This is a genomic window from Psychromonas arctica DSM 14288 (assembly GCF_000482725.1).
Classification (GTDB): Bacteria; Pseudomonadota; Gammaproteobacteria; order Enterobacterales; family Psychromonadaceae; genus Psychromonas; species Psychromonas arctica.
This window is the reverse complement of record NZ_AXWP01000008.1, coordinates 256,392-281,128: the sequence shown is the minus strand read 5'-3', so window position 1 is coordinate 281,128 and position 24,737 is coordinate 256,392. Positions and strand designations below refer to the sequence as shown.

General features: G+C 38.2%; 17 protein-coding genes. 2 read left to right on the top strand and 15 right to left on the bottom strand.

Going from position 1 to position 24,737, the window contains the following annotated elements; all coding sequences use genetic code 11:
• Nucleotides 1-479 precede the first annotated feature (479 nt).
• Nucleotides 480-3,284 (top strand): bifunctional aconitate hydratase 2/2-methylisocitrate dehydratase, encoded by a 2,805-nt coding sequence (locus tag H592_RS0103215; RefSeq protein ID WP_028867488.1) that lies wholly within the window; start codon nt 480-482, stop codon nt 3,282-3,284.
• Nucleotides 3,285-3,814: 530 nt separating this feature from the next.
• On the opposite strand, the gene lpdA is transcribed toward H592_RS0103215, so the two are convergent.
• The 14 genes from lpdA to guaB form a co-directional block, all read right to left on the bottom strand.
• A complete protein-coding gene (lpdA, locus tag H592_RS0103210; RefSeq protein WP_028867487.1) occupies nt 3,815-5,245 on the bottom strand; it encodes a dihydrolipoyl dehydrogenase in 1,431 nt (476 codons plus the stop codon).
• A gap of 106 nt (nt 5,246-5,351) precedes the next feature.
• Nucleotides 5,352-6,920: a dihydrolipoyllysine-residue acetyltransferase gene (aceF, locus tag H592_RS21415; RefSeq protein ID WP_051368935.1), complete on the bottom strand. Its 1,569-nt coding sequence runs from the start codon at nt 6,918-6,920 to the stop codon at nt 5,352-5,354.
• Between the two features lie 57 nt (nt 6,921-6,977).
• On the bottom strand, nt 6,978-9,638 hold the full coding sequence (gene aceE / locus H592_RS0103200; RefSeq protein ID WP_028867486.1) for a pyruvate dehydrogenase (acetyl-transferring), homodimeric type: 2,661 nt from the start codon (nt 9,636-9,638) through the stop codon (nt 6,978-6,980).
• A 196-nt stretch (nt 9,639-9,834) separates the two neighbouring features.
• On the bottom strand, nt 9,835-10,584 hold the full coding sequence (gene pdhR, locus H592_RS0103195; RefSeq protein WP_028867485.1) for a pyruvate dehydrogenase complex transcriptional repressor PdhR: 750 nt from the start codon (nt 10,582-10,584) through the stop codon (nt 9,835-9,837).
• A 399-nt stretch (nt 10,585-10,983) separates the two neighbouring features.
• Nucleotides 10,984-12,477 (bottom strand): tripartite tricarboxylate transporter permease, encoded by a 1,494-nt coding sequence (locus H592_RS0103190; RefSeq protein WP_028867484.1) that lies wholly within the window; start codon nt 12,475-12,477, stop codon nt 10,984-10,986.
• A 9-nt stretch (nt 12,478-12,486) separates the two neighbouring features.
• Nucleotides 12,487-12,957: a tripartite tricarboxylate transporter TctB family protein gene (locus H592_RS0103185; protein ID WP_028867483.1), complete on the bottom strand. Its 471-nt coding sequence runs from the start codon at nt 12,955-12,957 to the stop codon at nt 12,487-12,489.
• A gap of 82 nt (nt 12,958-13,039) precedes the next feature.
• Entirely contained in the window at nt 13,040-13,966 is a 927-nt protein-coding gene (locus H592_RS0103180) for a tripartite tricarboxylate transporter substrate binding protein (RefSeq protein WP_028867482.1), read from the bottom strand.
• A gap of 35 nt (nt 13,967-14,001) precedes the next feature.
• Nucleotides 14,002-14,475 (bottom strand): hypothetical protein, encoded by a 474-nt coding sequence (locus H592_RS0103175; protein ID WP_028867481.1) that lies wholly within the window; start codon nt 14,473-14,475, stop codon nt 14,002-14,004.
• A gap of 949 nt (nt 14,476-15,424) precedes the next feature.
• Entirely contained in the window at nt 15,425-16,840 is a 1,416-nt protein-coding gene (gene glgC / locus H592_RS21410; RefSeq protein WP_084296185.1) for a glucose-1-phosphate adenylyltransferase, read from the bottom strand.
• Nucleotides 16,841-17,165: 325 nt separating this feature from the next.
• Nucleotides 17,166-17,339 carry a GH32 C-terminal domain-containing protein gene (locus H592_RS24535; RefSeq protein ID WP_245600356.1) on the bottom strand — a complete coding sequence of 58 codons (174 nt, stop codon included), beginning with the start codon at nt 17,337-17,339 and terminating at the stop codon, nt 17,166-17,168.
• Entirely contained in the window at nt 17,340-17,486 is a 147-nt protein-coding gene (locus H592_RS24530) for a hypothetical protein (RefSeq protein ID WP_156916063.1), read from the bottom strand. It lies immediately after the preceding gene.
• Nucleotides 17,487-17,693: 207 nt separating this feature from the next.
• Entirely contained in the window at nt 17,694-18,236 is a 543-nt protein-coding gene (gene ampD, locus H592_RS0103160) for a 1,6-anhydro-N-acetylmuramyl-L-alanine amidase AmpD (protein WP_051368933.1), read from the bottom strand.
• Nucleotides 18,237-18,347: 111 nt separating this feature from the next.
• Complete coding sequence (guaA, locus tag H592_RS0103155; protein ID WP_028867479.1) at nt 18,348-19,928, bottom strand: glutamine-hydrolyzing GMP synthase; 1,581 nt, start codon at nt 19,926-19,928, stop codon at nt 18,348-18,350.
• A gap of 185 nt (nt 19,929-20,113) precedes the next feature.
• Nucleotides 20,114-21,580, bottom strand: coding sequence for an IMP dehydrogenase (gene guaB / locus H592_RS0103150; protein ID WP_028867478.1), 1,467 nt, complete (start codon nt 21,578-21,580; stop codon nt 20,114-20,116).
• A gap of 177 nt (nt 21,581-21,757) precedes the next feature.
• On the opposite strand from guaB, the gene xseA reads away from it, so the two are divergent.
• The gene (xseA, locus tag H592_RS0103145; protein WP_028867477.1) at nt 21,758-23,086 is read left to right on the top strand and encodes an exodeoxyribonuclease VII large subunit; all 1,329 of its coding nucleotides are present in this window, start codon (nt 21,758-21,760) and stop codon (nt 23,084-23,086) included.
• 373 nt (nt 23,087-23,459) lie between these two features.
• Here xseA and H592_RS0103140 read toward each other — a convergent pair whose 3' ends face one another.
• Nucleotides 23,460-24,707, bottom strand: a complete 1,248-nt coding sequence (locus tag H592_RS0103140; protein WP_028867476.1) for a glutamate-5-semialdehyde dehydrogenase — start codon at nt 24,705-24,707, stop codon at nt 23,460-23,462.
• Nucleotides 24,708-24,737 lie beyond the last annotated feature (30 nt).

The window sequence follows — 24,737 nt, the reverse complement described above, 5'->3', positions numbered from 1 at the left end:
TTACCAAGTAAATCATTTCTCTAATATTTAAAAAAAATATTGCTATAAACCGTCTCACGATAGTGTTTGTTTAAATGCTTATTGTATGACCAAGAAATAATCATATTTATAACAATTAATAGTTCGTAATAAAAGAAAATAAGCGGCACAGTTATCATTAAACAGAATCATTTTTATAGTAAAATCCTACCTTTCTTAGGCATTAAATTTTAATTATGTATGGCCGTTATCATTCATAGCCAAAAAATAAATATACACAGGAGAGAGCAAGGCAAAGCGTTAACGGAATGAGTAATAATTTAATAAGATTAATATAAGTGTTTATTCTATCAGGCATAAATCACAAGATTAATGTTAATTTAATGTTAAATTAAGCAAATGATTCTTAGTGGTAGAAAAATAAGGTAAACTACTGCTGAATTTTGTCCTTGCTAATGATGACAATATTGTTAGCACATTATAGCTAGAGAGAGTTTTAAATGAATCTATATATAGAGTACATCAAGGAAATTGAAAGTCGTAAAAAGGATCTTGGATTGGCTCCTCTGCCGATTGATGGTGCTGAATTATTATCTGAAATAATTGCTCAAATTAAAGATGTAAATAATGAGTACCGTAAAGATTCACTGCATTTTTTCATCTATAACACTTTACCGGGCACAACAAGCGCTGCAGGTGTTAAGTCTGAGTTTTTAAAAGAAATTATTTTAGGCCAGTCTGTAGTAGAGGAAATTTCCCCTACATTTGCTTTTGAGTTGTTGTCACACATGAAAGGTGGACCTTCAATTCAAGTTCTTCTTGATTTAGCATTATCTGACGATTTATCAGTTGCACCCCCCGCCGCTGAAGTATTAAAAACACAAGTATTTTTGTATGAAGCAGACACAAGCCGCTTAGAGGAAGCCTTCAAAGCAGGTAATACGGTCGCTAAAGACATTCTTGAAAGTTATGCCAGAGCAGACTTTTACACCAAACTCCCTGAAATAGCTGAAAAAATAGAAGTGGTTACCTACATCGCTGGTGAAGGTGATATTTCTACTGACTTATTATCACCAGGTAATCAAGCACATTCACGTTCAGACCGTGAGCTACACGGAAAATGCTTAATTTCTCCAGAAGCACAAGCAGATATTCAAGCACTACAAAAGCAATATCCAGGCAAAAAAGTAATGTTAATTGCTGAAAAAGGAACTATGGGCGTGGGTTCTTCTCGTATGTCTGGCGTTAACAACGTGGCTTTATGGGCAGGTGAACAAGCAAGTCCTTACATTCCTTTTGTAAACTTTGCTCCCGTTGTAGCTGGCACGAATGGTATCTCTCCAATATTTTTAACAACTGTTGGTGTAACTGGCGGTATTGGTTTAGACCTTAAAAACTGGGTTAAAAAGACCGATGCAGATGGCAAAACAGTGCTTAATGAAAATGGTGACCCAGTATTAGAGCAAGTCTATTCTGTAGAAACAGGCACAGTACTGACGATTAATACTAAAACGAAAAAACTATACAACGGTGACAAAGAGCTTGTGGACGTTTCTTCAGCTTTCACACCGCAGTCAGTTGAATTCATGAAAGCCGGTGGTTCTTACGCAATCGTTTTTGGTAAAAAACTACAAAACTTTGCAGCTGAAACTTTAGGTGTTCCATTACAGCCTGTTTATGCACCATCTAAAGAAATCTCACATGAAGGCCAAGGTCTTACAGCAGTTGAAAAAATATTCAATAAAAATGCAGTCGGTGTTGCTTCTGAATCAAATCTGCACGCAGGTTCTGACGTACGTGTTACCGTTAATATCGTTGGTTCTCAAGACACAACGGGTTTAATGACTTCTCAAGAATTAGAGTCTATGGCTGCGATGGTTATATCCCCAACGGTTGACGGCGCTTACCAATCCGGTTGTCACACGGCATCGGTATGGGATAGTAAAGCGCAAGCTAATATTCCCAAGTTGATGAGTTTCATGAACAAGTTTGGTCTGATCACTGCACGAGATCCTGAAGGTTTATACCCAGCGATGACAGACGTTATTCATAAGGTATTGAATGATATTACTGTTGATGATCAAGCAATCATTATTGGTGGTGACTCACATACCCGTATGTCTAAAGGTGTCGCATTCGGTGCCGATTCAGGAACAGTTGCATTAGCACTTGCAACAGGTGAAGCAACAATGCCAATTCCAGAATCAGTTAAGGTTACCTTTAAAGGTGATATGAAACCTTATATGGATTTCCGTGATGTTGTGCATGCAACACAAGCTCAAATGCTTAAGCAATTTGGCGATAACGTTTTCCAAGGTCGTGTAATTGAAGTGCATATTGGTACGTTATTAGCTGACCAAGCATTTACATTCACTGACTGGACAGCAGAAATGAAAGCGAAAGCTTCTATCTGTATTTCTCAGGATGATACATTAGTTGGGTCTCTTGAATTGTCTAAAAGCCGTATCCAGATAATGATCAACAAGGGAATGGATAATAAAGCGAAGACACTACAAGGTTTAATTGCTTTAGCTGACAAACGTATCGAAGAAATAAAATCAGGTACTAACCCTGCTTTATCACCAGATGATAACGCTAAATACTACGCTGAAGTGATTGTTGATTTAGATGCTATCGACGAGCCGATGGTTGCTGACCCTGATGTAAATAATGAAGACGTTTCTAAACGTTATACGCATGATGTTATTCGTCCTGTTTCGTTCTACAAGTCTAAACCTGTTGACCTAGCATTTGTTGGTTCTTGCATGGTACATAAAGGTGATATGCAAATTATTGCTCAAATGTTACGTAATATTGAAAAACAAAATGGCAGCGTATCATTTAAAGCACCTTTAGTGATTGCACCACCAACGTACAATATTGTTGATGAGCTTAAAGCTGAAGGTGACTGGGAAATTTTACAAAAATACTCTGGTTTCGAGTTTGATGATGTAAACCCTAAAGGTGTGGCACGTACTAAATACGAAAATATTATGTATTTAGAACGCCCAGGTTGTAACTTATGCATGGGTAACCAAGAGAAAGCAGAACCTGGTGATACGGTTATCGCCACTTCAACGCGTTTATTCCAAGGTCGTGTAGTAGCGGACTCAGCAGAGAAGAAAGGTGAATCATTACTTGGTTCAACACCTTTAGTTGTGCTTTCAGCTGTACTTGGCCGCTTCCCTTCAATCGAAGAGTACAAAGCAGCAGTAGAAGGTATTAACCTGACTGACTTTGTTCCTCCGACTCAAGAGATGAGCACTAAATACACAGGTAAACCTGTCGCAGTTAGAATGTTGTAACGTATTAAGATTAAGTGTTATAGAGTAACTGAATAGTAACTTGAATAGTCACTTAGATACTTAAAGTAGATATGGGTTATTTATTTTGGTTGAGTAAGAGAAATCTTATAATCAACTATAATAAGTAGCCCTTTTTTGTAACAGTAATAACACTCTCTCCGCTTTAGTTCATATTTTCCCACCGCCATATCACCACACCAGTTCAAGCCCCGTTAATGCAAGCCAAGCCCGTATCATAAGCTTGCTAACCACATTGTATTAAACCGTTACGAAGGTTGCTTATATTGCGCCTATTAGCTTCTGATTCTAGCAATCGATTTTACTAACTTATTGAAATATTTCGTTCAAGGCACTATCAGCCATTACAATATCGATCACTACAACATCTATCTGTACCAATGAAAGCAGTATCAATGAAAACAGGAATGCATAAACCATATGATATAAAGCGCTGAAAAACCTTCTCCCATAAAAAAAGCTTGCTACCCTAAGGCAACAAGCTTTTTAATATGCTAGAAATAAAACGAGTATTATTTACGTTTTACTGCTTTAGCATTTGGAAGGTCAGTAATTGAACCTTCATAAATTTCTGCTGCTAAACCAACTGATTCATGTAATGTTGGATGTGCATGAATTGTTAATGCAATATCTTCAGCATCACAACCCATTTCAATTGCTAGGCCAATTTCACCTAGTAATTCACCAGCATTAGTACCAACAACAGAACCACCAATAATACGGTGCGTATCTTTATCAAAGATAAGCTTAGTCATACCATCTGAACAATCAGATGCGATTGCACGACCTGAAGCCGCCCAAGGAAATACTGATTTTTCGTAGTTAAGACCTTGCTCTTTTGCTTCTTTTTCAGTAACACCAACCCATGCCATTTCAGGCTCTGTGTAGGCAATTGAAGGAATTGTTTTAGGATCAAAGTAATGTTTTTTGCCAGCAATAACTTCAGCAGCAACATGACCTTCATGCACACCTTTATGAGCCAACATTGGTTGACCAACAATATCACCGATAGCGTGGATATGCGCTACATTAGTACGCATTTGCTTATCAACTTCAATAAAACCACGCTCTGTCACTTTAATGCCAGCTTTTTCAGCATCAACAGTAAGACCATTAGGTACACGCCCCACAGCGACTAATACAGCATCATAAGGTTTTGCTTCAGCAGGAGCTTTTTTACCTTCAAAAGAAACGTATAACGCATCTTCTTTTGCATCAACAGCAGTTACTTTAGTTGAAAGCATAATATTGAATTTATTTTTAACTTTCTTAGTATAAACTTGCACAATATCTTTATCGGCAGCAGGTACTAATTGGTCTGCAAATTCAACAACATCAACGTCTGAACCTAATGATTTGTAAACAGTCCCCATTTCAAGACCGATGATACCACCGCCTAAAATAAGTAAACGTTTTGGTACTGATTTAAGCTCTAATGCATCAGTAGAATCCCAAACACGTGGGTCATCATGTGGAATAAACGGAAGTTTAACAGGGCGAGAACCAGCAGCAATAATTGCGTTATCAAAAGTGATTGTTGTTACTTCACCTTCACGGTTTGTAGCTTCGATAGTATTCGCGCCAGTAAAGCGTCCCCAACCGTTAACCGTGGTTACTTTACGCATTTTAGCCATGCCTTGTAGGCCGCCAGTTAGCTGTGAAACTACTTTTTCTTTCCAAATTCGAATTTTATCGATATCTGTTGATGGTTCACCAAATAGTACACCATGTTCAGATAATGCTTTTGCTTCTTCAATTACTTTAGACACATGTAGTAATGCTTTAGAAGGAATACAACCAACGTTTAAACAAACACCGCCAAGCGTTTCATATTTTTCTATTAATACAGTTTCTAGACCTAGATCTGCGGCACGGAATGCTGCAGAGTATCCCGCAGGGCCAGAACCTAATACAACAACTTGTGCTTTAATTTCTTTACTCATGTTGACCTCAATAAACGAACACTCAAAATAGGGTTTATAGTCTATTCAAATGTTATATGAATGTAAAATGAATGGTCGGCACAAATGCCGACCTAGTTAACAAAGATTATAAGATCAGGGTACGTAGATCAGATAAGTAGTTGTTAACAGCAGTAATAAAGCGTGCACCGTCAGCACCATCAATTACACGATGGTCATAAGAAAGCGCAAGTGGAACCATTAAACGAGGTTCAAACTCTTTACCATTCCACAGTGGTTTCATAGCAGATTTAGAAACACCTAAAATAGCCACTTCAGGTGCATTAACAATAGGTGTAAATTGCGTACCACCGATACCGCCAAGGCTAGAGATAGTCATGCTACCACCTTGCATATCTTTAGATGTTAATTTACCTGCACGTGCTTTCTTAGAAATCTCACCAATTTCACGACAAATGTCGTAAATACCTTTGTTTAATACATCTTTAACAACCGGTACAACTAGACCATTTGGCGTGTCTACTGCAATACCAATGTTGTAATATTTTTTAAGGATCAAGCTTTGACCATCTTCAGATAAAGAAGAGTTAAAGTTAGGGTATAACGCTAACGCTTTAGCGACTGCTTTCATCATGAATACTAATGGGCTAATTTTAACGCCAAGATCTTGTTTTGCAGCAATTGCATTTTGCTCTTTACGGAACACTTCTAAATCTGTGATATCAGCTTCATCAAACTGTGTAACATGTGGAATAGTTACCCAGTTACGATGTAGAGCAGGACCAGATATTTTTTGGATACGAGAAAGTTCTTTAACTTCCACTTCACCAAATTTAGCAAAATCTACTTTAGGTGAAGCAGCAACAGCTAAACCACCAGCGCCAGCACCGCCACCGTTTTTAGCAGCTTGTAATTGTGCTTTAACGAATTTTTGTACGTCTTCTTTAGTTGTACGGCCTTTAGGGCCAGAAGCAGCGATTGCATTTAAGTCTAAATCGAACTCACGTGCAATACGGCGTACCGATGGAGAAGCCTTGATCGCAGCACTAACAGGTGCAACTTCAACTTTTGCAGGAGTAGCTGGAGCCGCAGCTTTAGGCGCTTCAACTGGTGCAGAGGCAGTAGCTGGTGTCGCAGCAGGCGCATCGCCTTCAGCTTCAATTAATAGAATTAAAGACCCTTCAGATACTTTATCACCCGTTGCGATTTTAATTTCTTTTACTACACCACCAAATGGCGCAGGAACGTCCATTGATGCTTTATCACCTTCAACAGTAATAACATCTTGGTCTTCAGTGATCGTATCGCCAACAGCAACAAGGATATCAGTCACCTCAACTTCATCACCACCGATATCAGGAACACATAATTCTTTAACAGCAGTAGCTGCTGCAGGTGCAGCTTCTTCCGCGGGTGCTGGAGTTTCAGCGGCCGCAGGTACTTCAGCAGCTGCAGAACCAGCAACTTCAACGATTAACACTAGGTTACCTTCAGAAACGCTGTCACCAACGTTTACTTTAATTTCTTTAACTACACCAGCAACTGATGAAGGTACGTCCATTGACGCTTTATCGCCTTCAATCGTTAATACATCTTGGTCTTCAGCAATGGTGTCGCCAACTGCAACTAAGATATCAGTAATATCAGCCGCGTCAGCACCAATATCAGGTAGTAAAAATTCTTTTAATTCAGACATAATAATTTTCCTAATCAATAAAAGTCGGTGTTAGGTTTGACTAACACCGAGACTGATTTATGCAAATAATGGGTTGATTTTGTTTACATCGATATCAAACTTAGCAATCGCTTCAGTAACGACTTTACGCTCAACATCACCACGTTTTGCTAACTCAGTTAACGCAGCTACAACAACGTAACCGGCATTAACTTCAAAGTGACGACGTAAGTTTTCACGGCTATCACTACGGCCGAAACCATCAGTACCTAGTACTTTGTATGAATCAGCAGGGATAAATGCACGTACTTGCTCTGCATAGTTCTTCATGTAATCCGTTGCAGCAATCGTTGGTTCATCACCTAATACAGATGTGATGTAAGGTACTTTTTGCTCAGCTTCAGGATTTAACATGTTAAAACGTTCAACGTCTTGACCGTCACGTGTTAATTCATTGAATGAAGTCACAGAGAAGATATCAGAAGCAACGCCATACTCTTCACTTAGAATAGTTGCAGCAGCACGTACTTCGTTCATGATGGTACCTGAACTTAGTAGTTGTACTTTGCTCTTACCAGGCAATGAAGCAAACTTGTAAATACCTTTACGGATACCTTCTTCAGCCCCTTCAGGCATTGCTGGCATTGCATAGTTTTCATTCATTACTGTTAAGTAATAGAAAACATTTTCTTGTTTCTCACCGTACATACGCTCAATACCGTTTTGAACGATAACTGCTAGCTCGTAAGCAAATGTTGGGTCATATGAGATACAGTTAGGGATAGTATTTGCTTGAATGTGACTGTGGCCATCTTCATGCTGTAGACCTTCACCATTTAGCGTAGTACGACCAGCAGTAGCACCTAATAAGAAACCACGTGCTTGTTGATCACCTGCCATCCATGCCATATCACCAATACGTTGGAAACCAAACATAGAGTAGTAGATGTAGAATGGAATCATTGGTAAGTCATTAGTACTGTATGACGTTGCAGCAGCAACCCAAGAAGACATAGAACCAAGTTCATTGATACCTTCTTGTAATACTTGACCAGATGTTGCTTCTTTGTAGTAAGAAACGACGCCACGATCTTCTGGTGTGTATTCTTGACCGTGTGGGTTGTAAATACCAACTTGACGGAATAGACCTTCCATACCAAATGTACGTGCTTCATCGGCAATGATTGGTACGATGTTTTTACCAATACCTTTATCTTTCAACAACACATTTAGGATACGTACGTAAGCCATTGTTGTTGAAATTTCACGTTTTTGCTCACCTAATAATGCAGAGAATTTATCTAATTCAGGCACAGCTAGTTTTTCAGTAAACTTAGGAAGACGCTTAGGTGTGTAACCTAATAATGCTTCACGTTTACCGTGTAAGTAGTTGTACTCTTCAGAGCCTTCTTCAAGTGTTAAGTAAGGTAGTGTTGCCGCTTGCTCATCACTTAATAAGTCTTGTAGACCTAAACGATCACGTAACGTTTCGATGTGCTCTTCAGTCATTTTCTTCACGCCGTGAGCAATATTTTTGCCCTCAGCCGCTGCGCCCATACCGTAACCTTTAACTGTTTTAGCTAAAATTACTGTTGGTTTACCCGCTGTATCTTCTGCGTTTTTAAATGCAGCGTACAGTTTAGATGAATCATGACCACCACGTTTAAGTGCGAAGATTTCTTTGTCAGTCATATCTGCAACTAGTGCAGCCGTTTCAGGGTATTTACCGAAGAAATGCTCACGAACATAAGCACCATCTTTAGATTTAAATGTTTGGTAATCACCATCAACAGTTTCTTCCATTAATTGTAATAATTTACCAGACGTATCCTTAGCAATTAAGGCATCCCAGTTACCGCCCCAAATAACTTTAACAACATTCCAACCAGCACCTGTAAATAGGCCTTCTAGCTCTTGAATGATACTACCGTTACCCATTACAGGGCCATCTAAACGTTGTAAGTTACAGTTAATTAAGAAACATAAGTTATCTAATTTTTCACGAGAAGCAAATGATAGTGAACCACGAGATTCTGGCTCATCCATTTCACCATCACCTAAGAACGCATAAACACGTTGTGCAGACGTCGGTTTTAAACCACGACCGTCAAGGTATTTTAAGAAACGCGCTTGGTAGATAGCTGCAATCGGACCAAGACCCATCGATACCGTTGGGAACTGCCAAAATTCAGGAAGTAGTTTTGGGTGCGGGTAAGAAGGTAAACCTTTACCATCTACTTCTTGACGGAAGTTATCTAACTGTTCAGCAGTTAGACGACCTTCAAGAAATGCACGTGCATAAATACCAGGAGAAATATGACCTTGGTAATAAACTAAATCACCGCCATCTGTTTCATTTGGTGCACGGAAAAAGTGGTTAAAACATACTTCGTAAAATGCAGCAGCTGACTGATAAGAAGCCATGTGTCCACCAAGATCTAAGTCTTTTTTAGAAGCACGCATAACAATCATGATCGCGTTCCAGCGAATGATTGAACGAATACGTTGTTCTATTTTTAGATCTCCTGGGTAAGCAGGTTGTTGGTCAGATGGGATAGTATTCACATAATTAGTGTTGATGCCGTGTGGCAAATTAACACCTTCTTTACGTGCTTTATCCATCACTTGCTCAAGAATAAATTGAGCACGTTCTGAGCCCTCATCTTCAAGAATGGTTGCTAATGCTTCAAGCCATTCAGAAGTTTCTTGCGCATCAATATCTTTTAGGATGTCAGTCATGACACTTTCCTTCTATATCACTAGATAATCTCAGCCCGAAAGCCAAGCGTTGTTTTATAATTATTTACATTAACCACTACCTGCTTCACAGCACGTTTGTATGCCATTTCGGCAATAAGTAATCTAAATAGTTATTTATATAAGTATATTTTCACAGTAAAACTGTGCCCGTCATACTATAAAACGGCAGTTTGTTTCAAAAGCCGCCTAACTCGCGTTTAAAAGCACTCTCTTCACGTAACATAACTAAACGTGTTTCTTCAATATAATTCAGATGTTGATCTGATGCTTCTTTCGCTTTCATCGGTTGCTTTGATAAAATAGCATCCACTAACTGTAAACGATGCTGATGAATTTTTTTAGCCACTTCAGGGTATAAATACAACTGTTTAACATTATCCGAGATATTACGATGTAATAATGGATTGATGCCACGCGCTAGATGTAAAAATACCACATTATGTGATGCTTCAATAACCGCAAGATAAAACTGCGCAACCGAAGCAATTTCTTGTTCGATGTTACCAGCAGCATTAGCGATATCAATAGCAGTGAAACTTGTTTTTATTTTATTAAAGTCATCAGAAGTACCACGTAAAGCAGCATAATAAGCAGAAAACCCTTCAATTGCATGACGGAATTCTAATAGGTCATACTTTGATTCAGGGTGGGTATTTAATAATTCAAATAGTGGATCCGTTAATTGTGCTCGCAGCTCTTCTTTAACATAAGTGCCACCGCCTTGACGACGTGTTAACAATCCTTTGGATTCTAAACGTTGAATAGCTTCACGTAATGAAGGACGAGACACGTCAAACTGTTTAGCCAACTCACGCTCGGGTAGTAACTTCTCACCTAGCTCTAAACTCCCCTCTAGAATCATGCTTTCTAGTTGTGATTCAATCACATCTGCAAGCTTAGGTTGTTTAATTTTTGCGTAAGTCATGAAAGCCCTAAATCAGTTAATCGCACAGGTTATTGTGACGCGTTGGTAACATCAAAATGTAAAATGGTATTACCAATTAATAATTGCACATAGAAATTAACAAAATTAACAATTTATGTCTAGAATTTTATGATCCAAATCAAAGTTAAATGATGAATGAAGCCAGCTACACATAGAAACTGTTCAAAAATAAACAATTGGTAAGACCATTTAAATAAATGACAAAAAAAAGAAAAAATAAGATCACGTTTATAAAATAAATAAAGCGTTAAATTAACATGTTTTTTAGCCAGCTTTATGCGCTAAATAATCAATACAAAGATAACGCCTACCCTTAATAATAAAAGGCCCAGCAATCTTTTACTGGGCCTTTTTTGTATCAAAAAGTGAGCTTATGGATCACTCATTTTTCTCTGCTAAACGCTCTTTCTTTTTAAGCTTAATAGTTGAATAAACTGAGAAGATAGCAAACAAAATAAACGCTAAAGCAATCGGGCGGTCATATAAGAATGACCAACTGCCTTCGTACATAATTAATGATTTACGTAAATTTGTTTCTGCCATCGGCCCTAAAATAATCGCTAATAGAATAGGCGATGAAGGAATGTCTAATTTGTTTAATAGGAAGCCTAATAAACCAAAAGTAATAGCAATACCCACATCAAACATAGAGTTATTGATAGCGTAGGCACCAATCACAGACAAAAAGATAATAATCGGGATCATCAGGATTTTTGGCACTTCAATGATTCGACAAAAGAAGCGGATACCCAGAAAGCCGATAATCAGCATCACAATATTTGCCACAATCATTGAGCTAAAAATACCATAAACAATTTCAGGATTTTGTGTAAACAGTAACGGGCCGGGTGTTAACCCTTGTACAATTAGCGCGCCTAATAATACAGCTGATACCGCATCACCTGGCACACCTAAAGTGAGTAGCGGTACTAAAGAACCACCAGTAACACCATTATTACCTGACTCTGCAGCCGCTAGTCCATGCATTGACCCATTACCAAACTCTTCTGGGTTTTTCGCCACACGCTTCGCTTCGTTATAACAAGCAAAGGCTGAAATATCTGCACCGGCTCCAGGAACTGAACCAATTGAAGTACCAATTAAGCCACTTTTAATACTGGTCGGTAATATCTTTTTGAAATCAGCAAAGCTAAGTAATTTGTAACTAAATTTAGGGGGCATCTCTTGTTTATCACTAGACATTTTCTCAAGCTGATTTAACCCTTCTGCGATTGCAAATAAGCCAATTAACACCGGAATAATATTAATACCACTGTATAAATCCATCACACCAAAAGTGAAGCGAGGCACACTACTAATGGGGTCTAATCCCACCATTGAGACCAACAATCCAATGGTCCCTGCTAATAACCCTTTCATAATATTTTTAGCGGAAACACTGGCAATAATGGTTAAACCAAATAAGGCTAATGCAAAATATTCAGGTGCATTAAAACGTAGCGCAAAGTCAGCGAGAACAGGCGCTACCGCAATTAATACTACGGTACTGATTAACCCACCAATAAAAGAAGCCACAGCGGCAATACTTAATGCTTTTGCAGCTAAACCTTTAATCGCCATCGTATGGCCATCAAGCACGGTCGCAGCTGAAGCTGGCGTACCAGGGGTTTTTAATAAAATAGCAGCAATCGAACCGCCGTAAATACCGCCGATGTAAACACCAATCAGCATCACTAATGCCGGTGTTGCGTCCATACCAAAAGTAAAAGGCAGTAATATAGCTACCCCCATGGTTGCAGTTAAACCGGGTAAGGCACCTAATATCACGCCGCCCAATACTCCAAACACTAAAACAGGGAAAACCGCCATACTAAACGCAGAAGCAAACCCGCTTAATAAATATTCTGTCATAATAATAACCTAGAAAAAAAGTAAACCTTCTGGCAGTGAAATAACAAAAACTTCACCAAACAGAAAATAGATAGTGAATACAAATATCCACGCAATTACATAATAAAGGGGCTTTTTAACGCGGTAATAGATCAAGTAATAAGTAAAACCAACCAAACTAGCAGGTAGATAGCCAACTAGGGTGATCAGCGCTGCATAACCAATCAGCAACGTAAAACCAAAAATAGAATGCTTAGAGACTAGTGGGATCTCTTTTGTCTCTTGCTGTTTAGGCTTATTTTGATTGTTTTGTTTTTGCTTATATTGAAAAATTAACACACTGCAAATAATGATTTGAAGGACAGCTATTACCGCAGGAAAAAAGCCAGCTCCCACGGGTGCATCTTGGTATCGAGGCTCAGGAAATTGAGAGATGAACACTAAGAAGATCAGACTCAATAAAATAACTAAACTGGGAAAAAAAATATTACGATTAAGCATAATAAACTCGCTAATAAACGCTATTGCGCTCAGTCATGAGAAACAAAAACCAAGGCCTATTCCTTGGTTTTTGTAGTAGGGGTTATTTAATAAATTGACTTAACACTTTCTCATCTTGTTTTACAAAATCAGTAAACTCTTGTGCTTTAAGTGGGTGAATTGTCATTGCACCTTTTGCCATAAAGTCTTTAAATTCAGCCGACGCCATTGCTTGGTCAAAGGCATTACCTAAGATTTCAATGATTTCATCTGGTGTATCTTTCGGTGCACCGATACCGCGCCATGTACCCGTGGTCGCATCGATACCTTGCTCTTTTAATGTTGCTACATCAGGAATATAAGAAATACGTTCTTCTGACATCACACCTAATGCTTTAAGCTGACCAGAGCGTAATTGAGCGATCGCTTCACCTGGCGTTACCATAGTGACTTGTGTGTGGTGACCTAATACAGAAGGAATTGCTTCCGACGAACCATTGTAAGGAACGGCATTAAGTTTAATATCTTGTGATTGCTCTAAAGCCATTAAGTAGAAGTTTGGTGCAGCGGTTGATGCAAACTTAACTTTACCTGGCATTTTTTTAGCTTCAGCCACTAAGTCATTGACCGTGTTGAATGGGCTATCGGCAGGTACTAAAATAACCGCAGGATCTAAGTTAACCATACGAATTAATTTAAAATCATCGGCAGTGTTTTGCATCAATCCCATTTGCGGCAAAGATGCTATTTCACGAGTTACTACTGTTAACGTATAACCATCCCCACGTTGGCGAGCACCAAAGCTCATCCCTACTGCTCCTGCACCACCGGTACGATTCATAACTGAAATACTTGTACCTAGAATATCTTTAGCGCTATTGGCTAATGTACGCCCTACCGCATCAGTACCACCACCTGCGCCAAATGGCACAATTAAGCGTATATTTTTTGAAGGATAGTCAGCAGCAAAAGAACTTGCTGACATTAATAAACCGGCGCTAATCAAGGCTGTTTTCAATAACTTTTTCATTTTATATTCCCTTTCTATTAAATAAATTGTATTAATTAATCTCTATAAGTTTGAGTTGGATTTTTTACTTTTGTAGTTTGATAGTCATGTATTGCTAACTGTTCGATGGCCACTGCAATCCAACCACTTACTAACATATCAAACCACTGCTCTACCCCACTGCAAGCAACTACAATGTTGCCATATACAAAGGACCCATAAAAAAGTACGTCACCATGGTGCAACGACGTTGGATGCAATGTTTGAAGATTCATATTTGCACAACCCTCTCGCCATGCTTGATGTGCTTTTTTTCTAGCCAGTTGATCAAATGGAATAGCCCATTGCTCAGGGTTACCCAGAGAAGATTGATACAGAATGGCATCTTCAAAACGTGACTCCCACGGTTTTATAGTCGGATCCATAATGACAATATGAAGCTCTTTTCGATTAGTTCGATCAAAAAGACGTTCTATTGCAGGAGTCACTAACTCAACTGCATCAATTGCTAACTGCTTATGCGATATCACGTCAAATTCCTTCTGTTTAGATTTAATATAATACTATTGTAGTATTATATAATCGAAAGAAACCACGGTTCATTTTGTGAGTTAGCTCTTGTTACACGGTTCATTTTGAGAGCTATGCCGCAAATACGAATCAATGCTTGAACAGTTGAATTGACTTACGCAAATCCAACTTTTAAAAGCAAGTTTTCATAAAAAAAATCAACTTTAAATATGCATTGAAGTGGCAGTTTAAATAGCTATTAATATGACAAGAAAAATATTGAGGGTCAGCTTGCTTGATCGATTTATCAAACCTATTGATTTACATAAGTTACTTCTAAGTTAACTTTAATTAGCGAAAATTAACTTAATCCACGTAGCAAAAATATCCGCAGCAGTTTTGACATCTGCCACCTAAGTAATATTTATTACTATTCACCTGCTCTCACCCATATTCAACGTTAATCAATCCGAAGGAACATAATATGGTTAACGCTGTAAGAAAGTTAGATCAAAATTTAAATGAGATTAAATGAGATTAAATGAGAAAAGCTTAAGACCACCGTCATTAAAGCGCCGAAGATCGCAGGTAGTACTTATTTTATAAAACTTACAATCAAGAAATGGATTATTTTAATAAAAAACCAGTAACTTATTATATTGTAAATAGTATTAGATAAAGGAAAAAAATTGAGTAACGTTCAGAATCGTGAGATGTTTCTAATATAAATATTCTAGCTACCGCATTAAAAGGTAAGTGGATAATACATAATTGTCAGGACAACCAGCTCACTATCAAGCAATCTAGCATTAAGAAATATAGCAATTTAGGATGGATCAGAGACATTAATGAATCCAACATTAACAAACTCTGTATGAGCTAATTTACGAAAGCAACACCAATAAAAAACAGTCATCACCGTCGTCAATGATGATGACTTATAACAGAACAAGATTCTATAGCAGAATATCAAACCTTTGATAAACGAGTCGTCTCTACTTTATGCTTTGTTTCTACTTTATGCTTTGTTTCTACTTTATGCTTTGTTTCTACTTTATGCTTTGTTTCTGCTTTATGCTTTGTTTCTGCTTTATGCTTTGTTTCTGCTTTATGCTTTGTTTCTGCTTCCGCTAGTTTGTGAATCATCGTACTAGTGACCAAAGTAATACCTTTGTCCGATACACGAAATCCTCTCGCAATATCTTGCTCTTTGTCGTAGCCAATAATTAATCCAGCTGGAATATGACAATTAGCATCAACAATGACTCTAAACAATTTACAGTTCTCGCCAATATCGCACTCAGGCATTAATACCGATTGTTCGATTAAACAGTGAGAATGAGTATGCACACTTGAATATAATATTGATTTACGAATAGTTGAGCCAGAAATAATACAACCACTAGCAACGGTAGAGTCGAGTGCGGTACCTCGACGAATATCATTGTCAAAGATAAATTTAGCTGGAGGCAACTGACTTTGATAAGTAAAGATAGGCCATGATCTATCATAAAGGTCGAATTGCGGCTCTGGCTCTATTAACTCCATATTGGCTTCCCAAAGTGAATCTATTGTGCCTACATCTCGCCAATAAGCTTGCTTGTCAGCATCTGGATCTTCAATAGGATAAGCAAATATATCGTAATCTTTAATAATAGAAGGAATAACATCTAAACCAAAATCGTGACTTGAGTTAGGATCACACGCATCTTTATTTAAATGCTCAAATAGGAAATCAGTATTAAAAACATAATTTCCCATTGATGCTAAACAGAAGCCTGGTTTACCGGGTATTTCATTTGGCGTATTTGGCTTTTCATTAAATGCGCTCACTTTCCCTGTTTCATCGACAGTCATCACACCAAAGCTGCCAGCGGCGTCTTCAATGCTTGCCTCAATACAGCACACCGTCATATCCGCCTTATTATTCACATGCTGCATCAATAACTTACCATAATCCATTCGGTAAACATGGTCACCCGATAAAATTAAGACGTACTTAGGGTTGTGAGTGCGAATAATCTCTATATTTTGATATACCGCATCAGCAGTACCTGAGTACCAATCATTCATTTTATGTTGTGATGCAGGTAATACCTCAACAAACTCCGATAAATCAGCCTTGAAAGTCCCCCATCCACGATGTATATGACTAATTAAAGAGTGTGATTTATATTGTGTTGCCACACCCACACGCCCAATACCTGAATTTAAACAATTAGAAAGAGGAAAGTCGATGATACGAAATGTGCCACCAAAATAAACGGCGGGTTTAGCACGGCGATCAGTGAGCTCAAATAAACGACTACCGCGTCCTCCAGCTAAAATAATGGCATAGGTATCTTTACTCAAATTGCTGATATATCGTTGATCGTTATTTAACATACTCCCTCCCTTAATTTAGGTGCTAAACAGATGTCACTTTCTATATCAAATATAGATCATTTAGCGCTTAATTAGGCAAACAATCAAGCTTAAATTAAAAGTAATAAACAGCCTATTGACTTACATCATATAAGCCAAAAATAACCAATAAAAAAGGGGATCTGGGATTATTATTGCTTTTGATAAGCGTATTATAATAGCGGGATATTTCGCGCCATAAAAAATGAAAAATAAATCAAATTCAATATTGACAAATCATCACTAATACAGCGTTAAAAAATATTATCAATAAAAAGGTAATCTTGTTATTGTCAGAGACGTTTAATCAGTTAGCAAAAGGAGATGCCGCTTTATTTAACATCCAACAAACGTCAATATCAACCTGACCTGAGCGGCTCAATAATGTGGCTGTTATCGGTGTAAAAATACGCGCAGACATTACAGCAGAACCATTATTGATGTACAACTCTAGAGAGGAATTGTCTGAAAGTATATGCACTTATACCGATTCAGAATCCATAAGAGACAGTTCTCTTACGCTATCACCTTCACGCATCAAGGTGTTGCTTCTGTCTAAATATAATGTCCTAGTGTCTTTATCTAGATGTAATTCGCAATAACCTGCTTCTGATTGGTGAAGTTTCAATGAACTCCCCCATTGCATAGTCACTTTCAATTCAAATGCTTTACTGAATTAGTCAATCTTAATTTACTTTCGCAAGTCTCTAATGTACTTGATATCCCCTTAGCTCTGGTCACTTTAACTATGATCTCTAGCATTCAAAAAAGACAGTCTGGGCTTAACACTGATTACTAATAAAAAGTATTAATAGGAGTTATTAATAGGAGTTATTTACGCTAATAATTGAAAAAAGTATGGCCAATTAAATTCACTACCAGGGTCGGTTTTACGACCCGGTGCAATGTCGCTATGGCCAACAATACGTTTGTTAGTAATTAAAGGATACTGTTGTTGTATCTGTCGTGTCACTTCCGCTAAGGCTTGATATTGTAATTCAGTATAAGGACTGCAATCCGTGCCTTCTAATTCAATACCAATAGAAAAGTCATTACATCCAGCTATCCCCTCAAAACTTGAAACACCTGCATGCCATGCACGTTGCTCAAAAGGAACATACTGCTCTATTGCACCATCTCGGCGAATAACACAATGTGCAGATACCTCTAAACCTTGAAGGTCAACAAAGCTAGGGTCGGCGGAACAATCTAAACACCCTGTGAATAAGTTTTTAATATGCTCTGTTGCAAACTGCCCTTCTGGCAAGCTAATACAATGGATCACCAGTAAACTAATTTCAGCCTGATCAGGCCGTTGATTATAAAAGGGACTTTTAATAAAGGTTGCACTGCATAACAAACCAAATGTATCGATCATTATATTTCCTTATTAAAGCTTAAATAAGTTGAAAACAAAAAAGGCGGCTAATAAGCCACCTTTTTATATTAAACCACTGCTTTAGTTTAAACAGTCATTATCTATTGATGATTATTCCCATTCAATAGTAGCAGGTGGTTTACCTGATACATCGTACACAACACGTGAGATACCATCAATTTCATTGATGATACGGTTAGAAACGTGACCGATTAACTCGTACGGTAAGTGAGACCAACGAGCCGTCATAAAGTCAATCGTTTCAACACAACGAAGCGAAACAACCCAATCATATTTGCGACAATCCCCCATTACACCCACAGAGCGTACAGGTAAGAACACAACAAACGCTTGGCTTACTTTATGGTATAAATCAGCTTTATGTAACTCTTCAATAAAGATAGCATCAGCACGACGTAATAAATCACAGTACTCTTTCTTCACTTCACCTAATACACGAACACCTAAACCAGGTCCAGGAAACGGGTGACGGTATAACATGTTATATGGCAAACCAAGTTCTAAACCAATTTTACGTACTTCATCTTTAAAGAGTTCACGTAAAGGTTCAACTAATCCCATTTCCATATCATCAGGTAAGCCACCTACATTATGGTGAGATTTAATCACATGTGCTTTACCATTTTTAGAAGCAGCAGACTCAATCACATCAGGATAAATAGTGCCCTGTGCTAACCATTTTGCATTGGCTAATTTTTTAGATTCTTCATCGAAGATTTCAACAAAAACACGACCAATTATTTTACGTTTCGTTTCTGGATCGTTTTCGCCAGCCATTTGCTCAAGAAAACGGTGTTCAGCATTAACATGGACGATATTTAATCCAAATTTATCACCAAACATTTCCATTACTTGTGCGCCTTCGTTCAAACGCAATAAACCGTTATCAACAAATACACACGTTAACTTATCACCAATAGCACGTTGTAATAACATCGCTACAACAGATGAATCTACACCGCCAGATAAACCAAGAATAACTTCATCATCACCTACTTGCTCTTTCATTCGAGCAACAGCATCATCAATAATTGATGCAGGTGTCCATAATGTTTCACAACCACAAATATCCACCACGAAGTTGCGTAACATACCTTCGCCTTGCGCGGTATGCGTTACTTCTGGGTGGAATTGAACACCATAAAAGCGTTTTTCTTCATTAGCAATGACAGCAAATTGACACGTTGCGGTATTAGCAACCGTAGTGAAGTCAGCAGGGATAGCAGACACTTTATCGCCATGGCTCATCCATACATCTAATAATGCTTTTCCATCTGCAGATAATGCATCTTGAATACCGTTAAGGAATGCCGATTCAGCTTGTACTTCAACTTTGGCATAACCAAACTCGCCTTCTCCTTCACCTTTAATCACCGCACCACCTAATTGGTGAGACATTGTTTGCATACCGTAACAAATCCCCAACACGGGCACACCAGCTGTAAATACATATTCAGGCGCACGAGGAGATCCTTCGGCAATAACGCTTTCAGGGCCACCAGCAAGAACAATACCGTTAGGATTAAACTCTTTGATGTCCTCTTCATTAACATCCCAGCTCCAAAGTTCACAGTAAACACCAATTTCACGGATACGACGCGCGATTAATTGAGTGTATTGAGAACCAAAATCTAATATTAGAATACGCTGTTCATGAATGTTCTTACTCATTATATTGTCCTTTAATTTTCTTTATTCAGTTTCTAAAAATAATAAAAGACGATATATATCGTCTTTTAATTTATAACTTAAGGAAGCTGAGCTAAGTGCTTATTTACAAAAAGGTTTATCAATAAAACCTTTTGTTTTTAATAAATAGTTATATGTCTATTTGCACATTAAACTCGTTTCTTTACTTAGCTACCACTACGGTAGTTAGGTGCTTCTTTAGTAATAGCAACGTCATGTACATGGCTTTCGCCCATACCTGCACTTGTGATTTTCACAAACATTGCTTTTGTATTCATTTCTTTGATGGTTGCACAACCGGTCAGCCCCATCGATGAACGTACGCCACCCATTTGCTGATGAATAATTTCTTTTACTTTACCTTTATAAGCAACACGACCTTCAATACCTTCTGGTACCAGCTTGTCTGCAGCATTATCAGATTGGAAGTAACGATCCGATGAACCTTGAGACATTGCCCCTAAAGATCCCATACCACGGTATGATTTGTACGAACGACCTTGGAATAAAATAATTTCACCTGGCGATTCTTCTGTACCAGCAAACATACTGCCCATCATCACACATGATGCGCCAGCAGCTAACGCTTTAGCAATATCACCAGAAAAACGGATACCACCATCGGCAATCACAGGAATACCAGTACCTTCTAATGCATCAACTGCATCTGAAATAGCAGTAATTTGCGGTACACCTACGCCTGTAACAATACGTGTAGTACAGATTGAGCCTGGGCCGATACCTACTTTAACCGCACTACAACCAGCTGCTACTAATGCTTTAGCACCATCACCAGTAGCAACATTACCACCAATAATTTCTAAATTAGGATAAGCAGCACGTGTTGCTTTAATACGCTCTAATACACCTTGAGAGTGGCCGTGTGATGAATCAATTAATAACACATCAACACCCGCTTCTACTAGTGCATCAACACGCTCTTCATTACCTGCGCCAGCGCCAACAGCCGCACCTACACGTAAACGACCTAATTCGTCTTTACATGCATTTGGTTTTTGTTCCGCTTTACGGAAATCTTTAACCGTGATCATGCCTTTAAGTTTAAAGTTATCATCAGTTAATAATACTTTTTCGATACGATGTTTATGCATTAATGCTTCAATTTCATCACGAGGAGTATTTGATTTAGCAGTCACTAGCTCTGCTTTTCTGGTCATTACTGCAGAAACAAGTTTTGTTAAGTCCGTTTCAAATAATACATCACGACCAGTAATAATACCGACTAGTTCACCTGAATCTTCAACTACTGGGTATCCAGCAAAGCCATGTTTTTCAGTTAGCTCCTTGATCTCACCTAACGTTGTAGAGGGAGAAACAGTAATAGGCGTTGCAACAACACCGCTTTCATGAATTTTTACTAAACGAACTTGCTCAGCTTGTACTTCGATAGACATATTTTTATGGATAAAACCCATGCCGCCTTCTTGAGCCAAAGCAATAGCGAAGCGTGCCTCTGTTACCGTATCCATCGCCGCAGAAACAACCGGTATATTTAACGAAATATTTTGAGTTAATTGGGTTCTTAGATCGGCAGTGTTTGGCAGTACAGTCGAGTGGGCTGGCACTAATAATACATCGTCAAATGTTAACGCGTCTTTTGCTATTCTTAGCATTGCAATATCTCACTTATAGTTGGGAGCATTTTAGATATACCCAAAATTGCTTGGGTATGATATTGCGGTGGGATTTTAATCGTAAACAATGATAAGTACAATACAATTTATGTTTTTATACACAGTTTTTACTGTGTTAATATTTAGCTCCTGATTTAATTGGTAAAAATTTTTGTTATGGCGATAAAGAACAGCAATATCTACAGTGTAAGCTCACTTAATAAAGCCGCGAAATCCTTGTTAGAAACAGGGTTAGGGGTTATTTGGTTATCCGGAGAGATTTCTAATCTTACGATCGCTGTATCAGGGCATTGGTATTTCACCTTGAAAGACCATAGTGCACAAATAAAATGCGCCATGTTTAGAGGTAATAACAGCCGTGCCGGTTTTACACCCAAGCATGGACAACAAGTACTCGTACGCGGAAAATTAAGCTTATATGAAGCGCGTGGTGATTATCAGCTAATTGCAGAAACCATGGCACCAGAAGGTGATGGATTATTAAAACAACAATTTGAAGCATTAAAATGCCAATTAGCAGCTCAGGGTTTATTTTCTGAAGCGATAAAAAAGCCTTTACCTGAGATTATCAAACGTGTCGGAATTATTACCTCATCAACCGGTGCAGCTTTACATGACATACTGAGTGTATTACAACGTAGAGACCCGCGCTTACAGGTGGTTATTTATCCAACTCAAGTACAGGGGCAAGGTAGTGCGTTCTCGGTAGCGGCACAAATTGCGTTAGCAAATATTCGTAATGAATGTGATGTGTTAATCGTCGGTCGTGGCGGCGGCTCTTTAGAAGATTTATGGTGTTTTAATGAACCCGATGTTGCTTACGCTATTTATAATAGCCAGCTCCCAGTGATCAGTGCCGTAGGTCATGAAATAGATGTCACCATTAGTGATTTTGTTGCCGATCTTAGAGCTGCGACACCATCGGCAGCAGCGGAGTTAGTAAGCCAACATAAAACATTTGTTTCTACTCAACTCAATAACTTAGTCGCCCGTCTTAAGCAATCCATGCAGAATAGAATGCAACATAAGACCCACCAGCTAAGTGTATTAAAACAAACCTTATTACAGCACGATCCTAAACATAAATTACAACAGCAGACACAAAATTTAGATGAATTAAGCCTGCGTTTACAACATGCTATGCAACAAAAAATGCAACAGCAACAACACCTAAATTCACAGTTAAAAAATCGATTACAGCAAGCTAGCCCTGCGCATCACATTAATATTGAACTGCAAAAGCAACAACAATTAAAACGTCAATTAACACAAGCGATGGCGGCAAAATTAAATAATGCTGAACAACACTTACATCATCAAATACAACAACTAAATGCCTTCAGCCCACTAGCTACCTTAGCCCGTGGTTATGCAATAGTTAAAGATGAAAAAGGCAAAGTAAGCACTGATCCTGCAAAACTCAAAGTTGGTGAAACAGTTGAGGTGACCCTTGATAAAGGGCAGTTTAAAGCACAAGTTATTTAGTTGTAGTTATTTTAAAACTGTCCTGATCTAAGCATGTAATTATATGTTTGTTTGTTTGTTTGTTTGTTTGTTTGTTTGTTTGTTACAGTCTAAGTAAATGTATTAATTAATAAAAAGCAAAGTAACTACTCAGCACTCATTAAAACTGAGTGCTTTTTACCAAAATAAAAACGTAAATGCTCAGGGCTAAGCTATTTATGCTTAGTTCAAGGCGAAAAAGCGCAGTTTAGTGGTTTAAATGAGCATTTTTCAACGAAGAAATAGGCTTAAATAGCGACGGCCTGAGTAGTTACAAAACAAAAAGGGCTTGATACAAATTGTATCAAGCCCTTTTTAGTTATTTCAGCTAAAAATTTAGCTTCGTATTACATCCCTAAGAACGGATTAAGTTATCGCTAATACCAATCCATTTATAGGTAGTTAACTCAGGTAAGCCCATTGGACCACGTGCGTGTAGTTTCTGTGTTGATACCGCCACTTCCGCCCCTAAGCCAAATTGGCTACCATCGGTGAAACGCGTACTGGTATTAACATAAACCGCCGCCGAGTTAACCGCATTGATAAATTTATTCGCCACCGTAAAGTCATTCGTCAATATACCATCGGAATGCTCTGAACTATGCTCACGTATATGCATCAAAGCTTCATGTAAGTTAGCCACCACTTTAACGCCTAAGTTTAAAGATAACCATTCACGTGAAAAGTCGCCTTCTTGAGCAAGCTGTGCATCATCACCTAAAATAGCTTTCGCTTTTTCTTCCGCCACTAACGTGACGCCTAGCGGTAATAAATGTGCGGCTAGTTTAGGTAAGAAAGACTCAGCAATATCAGCTTCAACTAATAATGTATCTAATGCATTACACACACTTGGACGTTGCACTTTAGCATTTTCGATAATCGCTAATGCTTTTTCAACATTCACTGTTTTTTCTGCAAATAAATGACAAATACCAATACCACCAATAATCACTGGAATAGTACTGTTTTCTTTACAGAATTTTTGCAGACCTGCGTTACCACGTGGAATGATCATATCCACATACTTATCTAATTTTAATAACTCACCTACTAATGAACGGTCTGTATTTTCTATATATTGTACTGACGTTTTTGGCAAACCGACTTTCTCTAACGCACTTTGAATAAATTTAACTAACACTAAGTTAGAGTTAATGGTTTCTTTACCACCACGTAAAATACTCGCGTTACCTGTTTTTAAGCTCAATGCGGCAATATCAATGGTTACATTTGGACGCGCTTCATAAATAACCCCTAGTACTCCAACCGGTACGCGACGTTTACAAAGCTTCAAACCATTTTCTAATAACTTACTATCAAATTCTTCCCCCACCGGGTCAGAAAGTCCAATCACACTGCGTAAGTCACCAATAACACCCGCTAAGCGTGTTTCATCTAATAACAAACGATCTAATAAAGCATCGGTTAGTCCTGCCGCTTTACCTGCTTCAATATCTTTTTTATTTGCTGCGACTATTTCTGCAACATTTGCCTCTAATTCAACTGCAATCGCTTCAAGCGCTGCATTTTTTGTAGTCGTATCAGTGATTGCCAACTCGTAACTTGCTTCTTTCGCTTGTTGACCTATTTGTTGTAAATTCATTTCTACTCCTTTCAACAGGCTCCAAAATAA

Excerpts from the sequence above, each read along its gene's own strand:
- H592_RS0103215 (WP_028867488.1), top strand. The coding sequence starts at position 480 with ATGAATCTATATATAGAGTACATCAAGGAAATTGAAAGTCGTAAAAAG.
- lpdA (WP_028867487.1), bottom strand. The coding sequence starts at position 5,245 with ATGAGTAAAGAAATTAAAGCACAAGTTGTTGTATTAGGTTCTGGCCCT.
- aceF (WP_051368935.1), bottom strand. The coding sequence starts at position 6,920 with ATGTCTGAATTAAAAGAATTTTTACTACCTGATATTGGTGCTGACGCG.
- aceE (WP_028867486.1), bottom strand. The coding sequence starts at position 9,638 with ATGACTGACATCCTAAAAGATATTGATGCGCAAGAAACTTCTGAATGG.
- pdhR (WP_028867485.1), bottom strand. The coding sequence starts at position 10,584 with ATGACTTACGCAAAAATTAAACAACCTAAGCTTGCAGATGTGATTGAA.
- H592_RS0103190 (WP_028867484.1), bottom strand. The coding sequence starts at position 12,477 with ATGACAGAATATTTATTAAGCGGGTTTGCTTCTGCGTTTAGTATGGCG.
- H592_RS0103185 (WP_028867483.1), bottom strand. The coding sequence starts at position 12,957 with ATGCTTAATCGTAATATTTTTTTTCCCAGTTTAGTTATTTTATTGAGT.
- H592_RS0103180 (WP_028867482.1), bottom strand. The coding sequence starts at position 13,966 with ATGAAAAAGTTATTGAAAACAGCCTTGATTAGCGCCGGTTTATTAATG.
- glgC (WP_084296185.1), bottom strand. The coding sequence starts at position 16,840 with ATGTTAAATAACGATCAACGATATATCAGCAATTTGAGTAAAGATACC.
- ampD (WP_051368933.1), bottom strand. The coding sequence starts at position 18,236 with ATGATCGATACATTTGGTTTGTTATGCAGTGCAACCTTTATTAAAAGT.
- guaA (WP_028867479.1), bottom strand. The coding sequence starts at position 19,928 with ATGAGTAAGAACATTCATGAACAGCGTATTCTAATATTAGATTTTGGT.
- guaB (WP_028867478.1), bottom strand. The coding sequence starts at position 21,580 with ATGCTAAGAATAGCAAAAGACGCGTTAACATTTGACGATGTATTATTA.
- xseA (WP_028867477.1), top strand. The coding sequence starts at position 21,758 with ATGGCGATAAAGAACAGCAATATCTACAGTGTAAGCTCACTTAATAAA.
- H592_RS0103140 (WP_028867476.1), bottom strand. The coding sequence starts at position 24,707 with ATGAATTTACAACAAATAGGTCAACAAGCGAAAGAAGCAAGTTACGAG.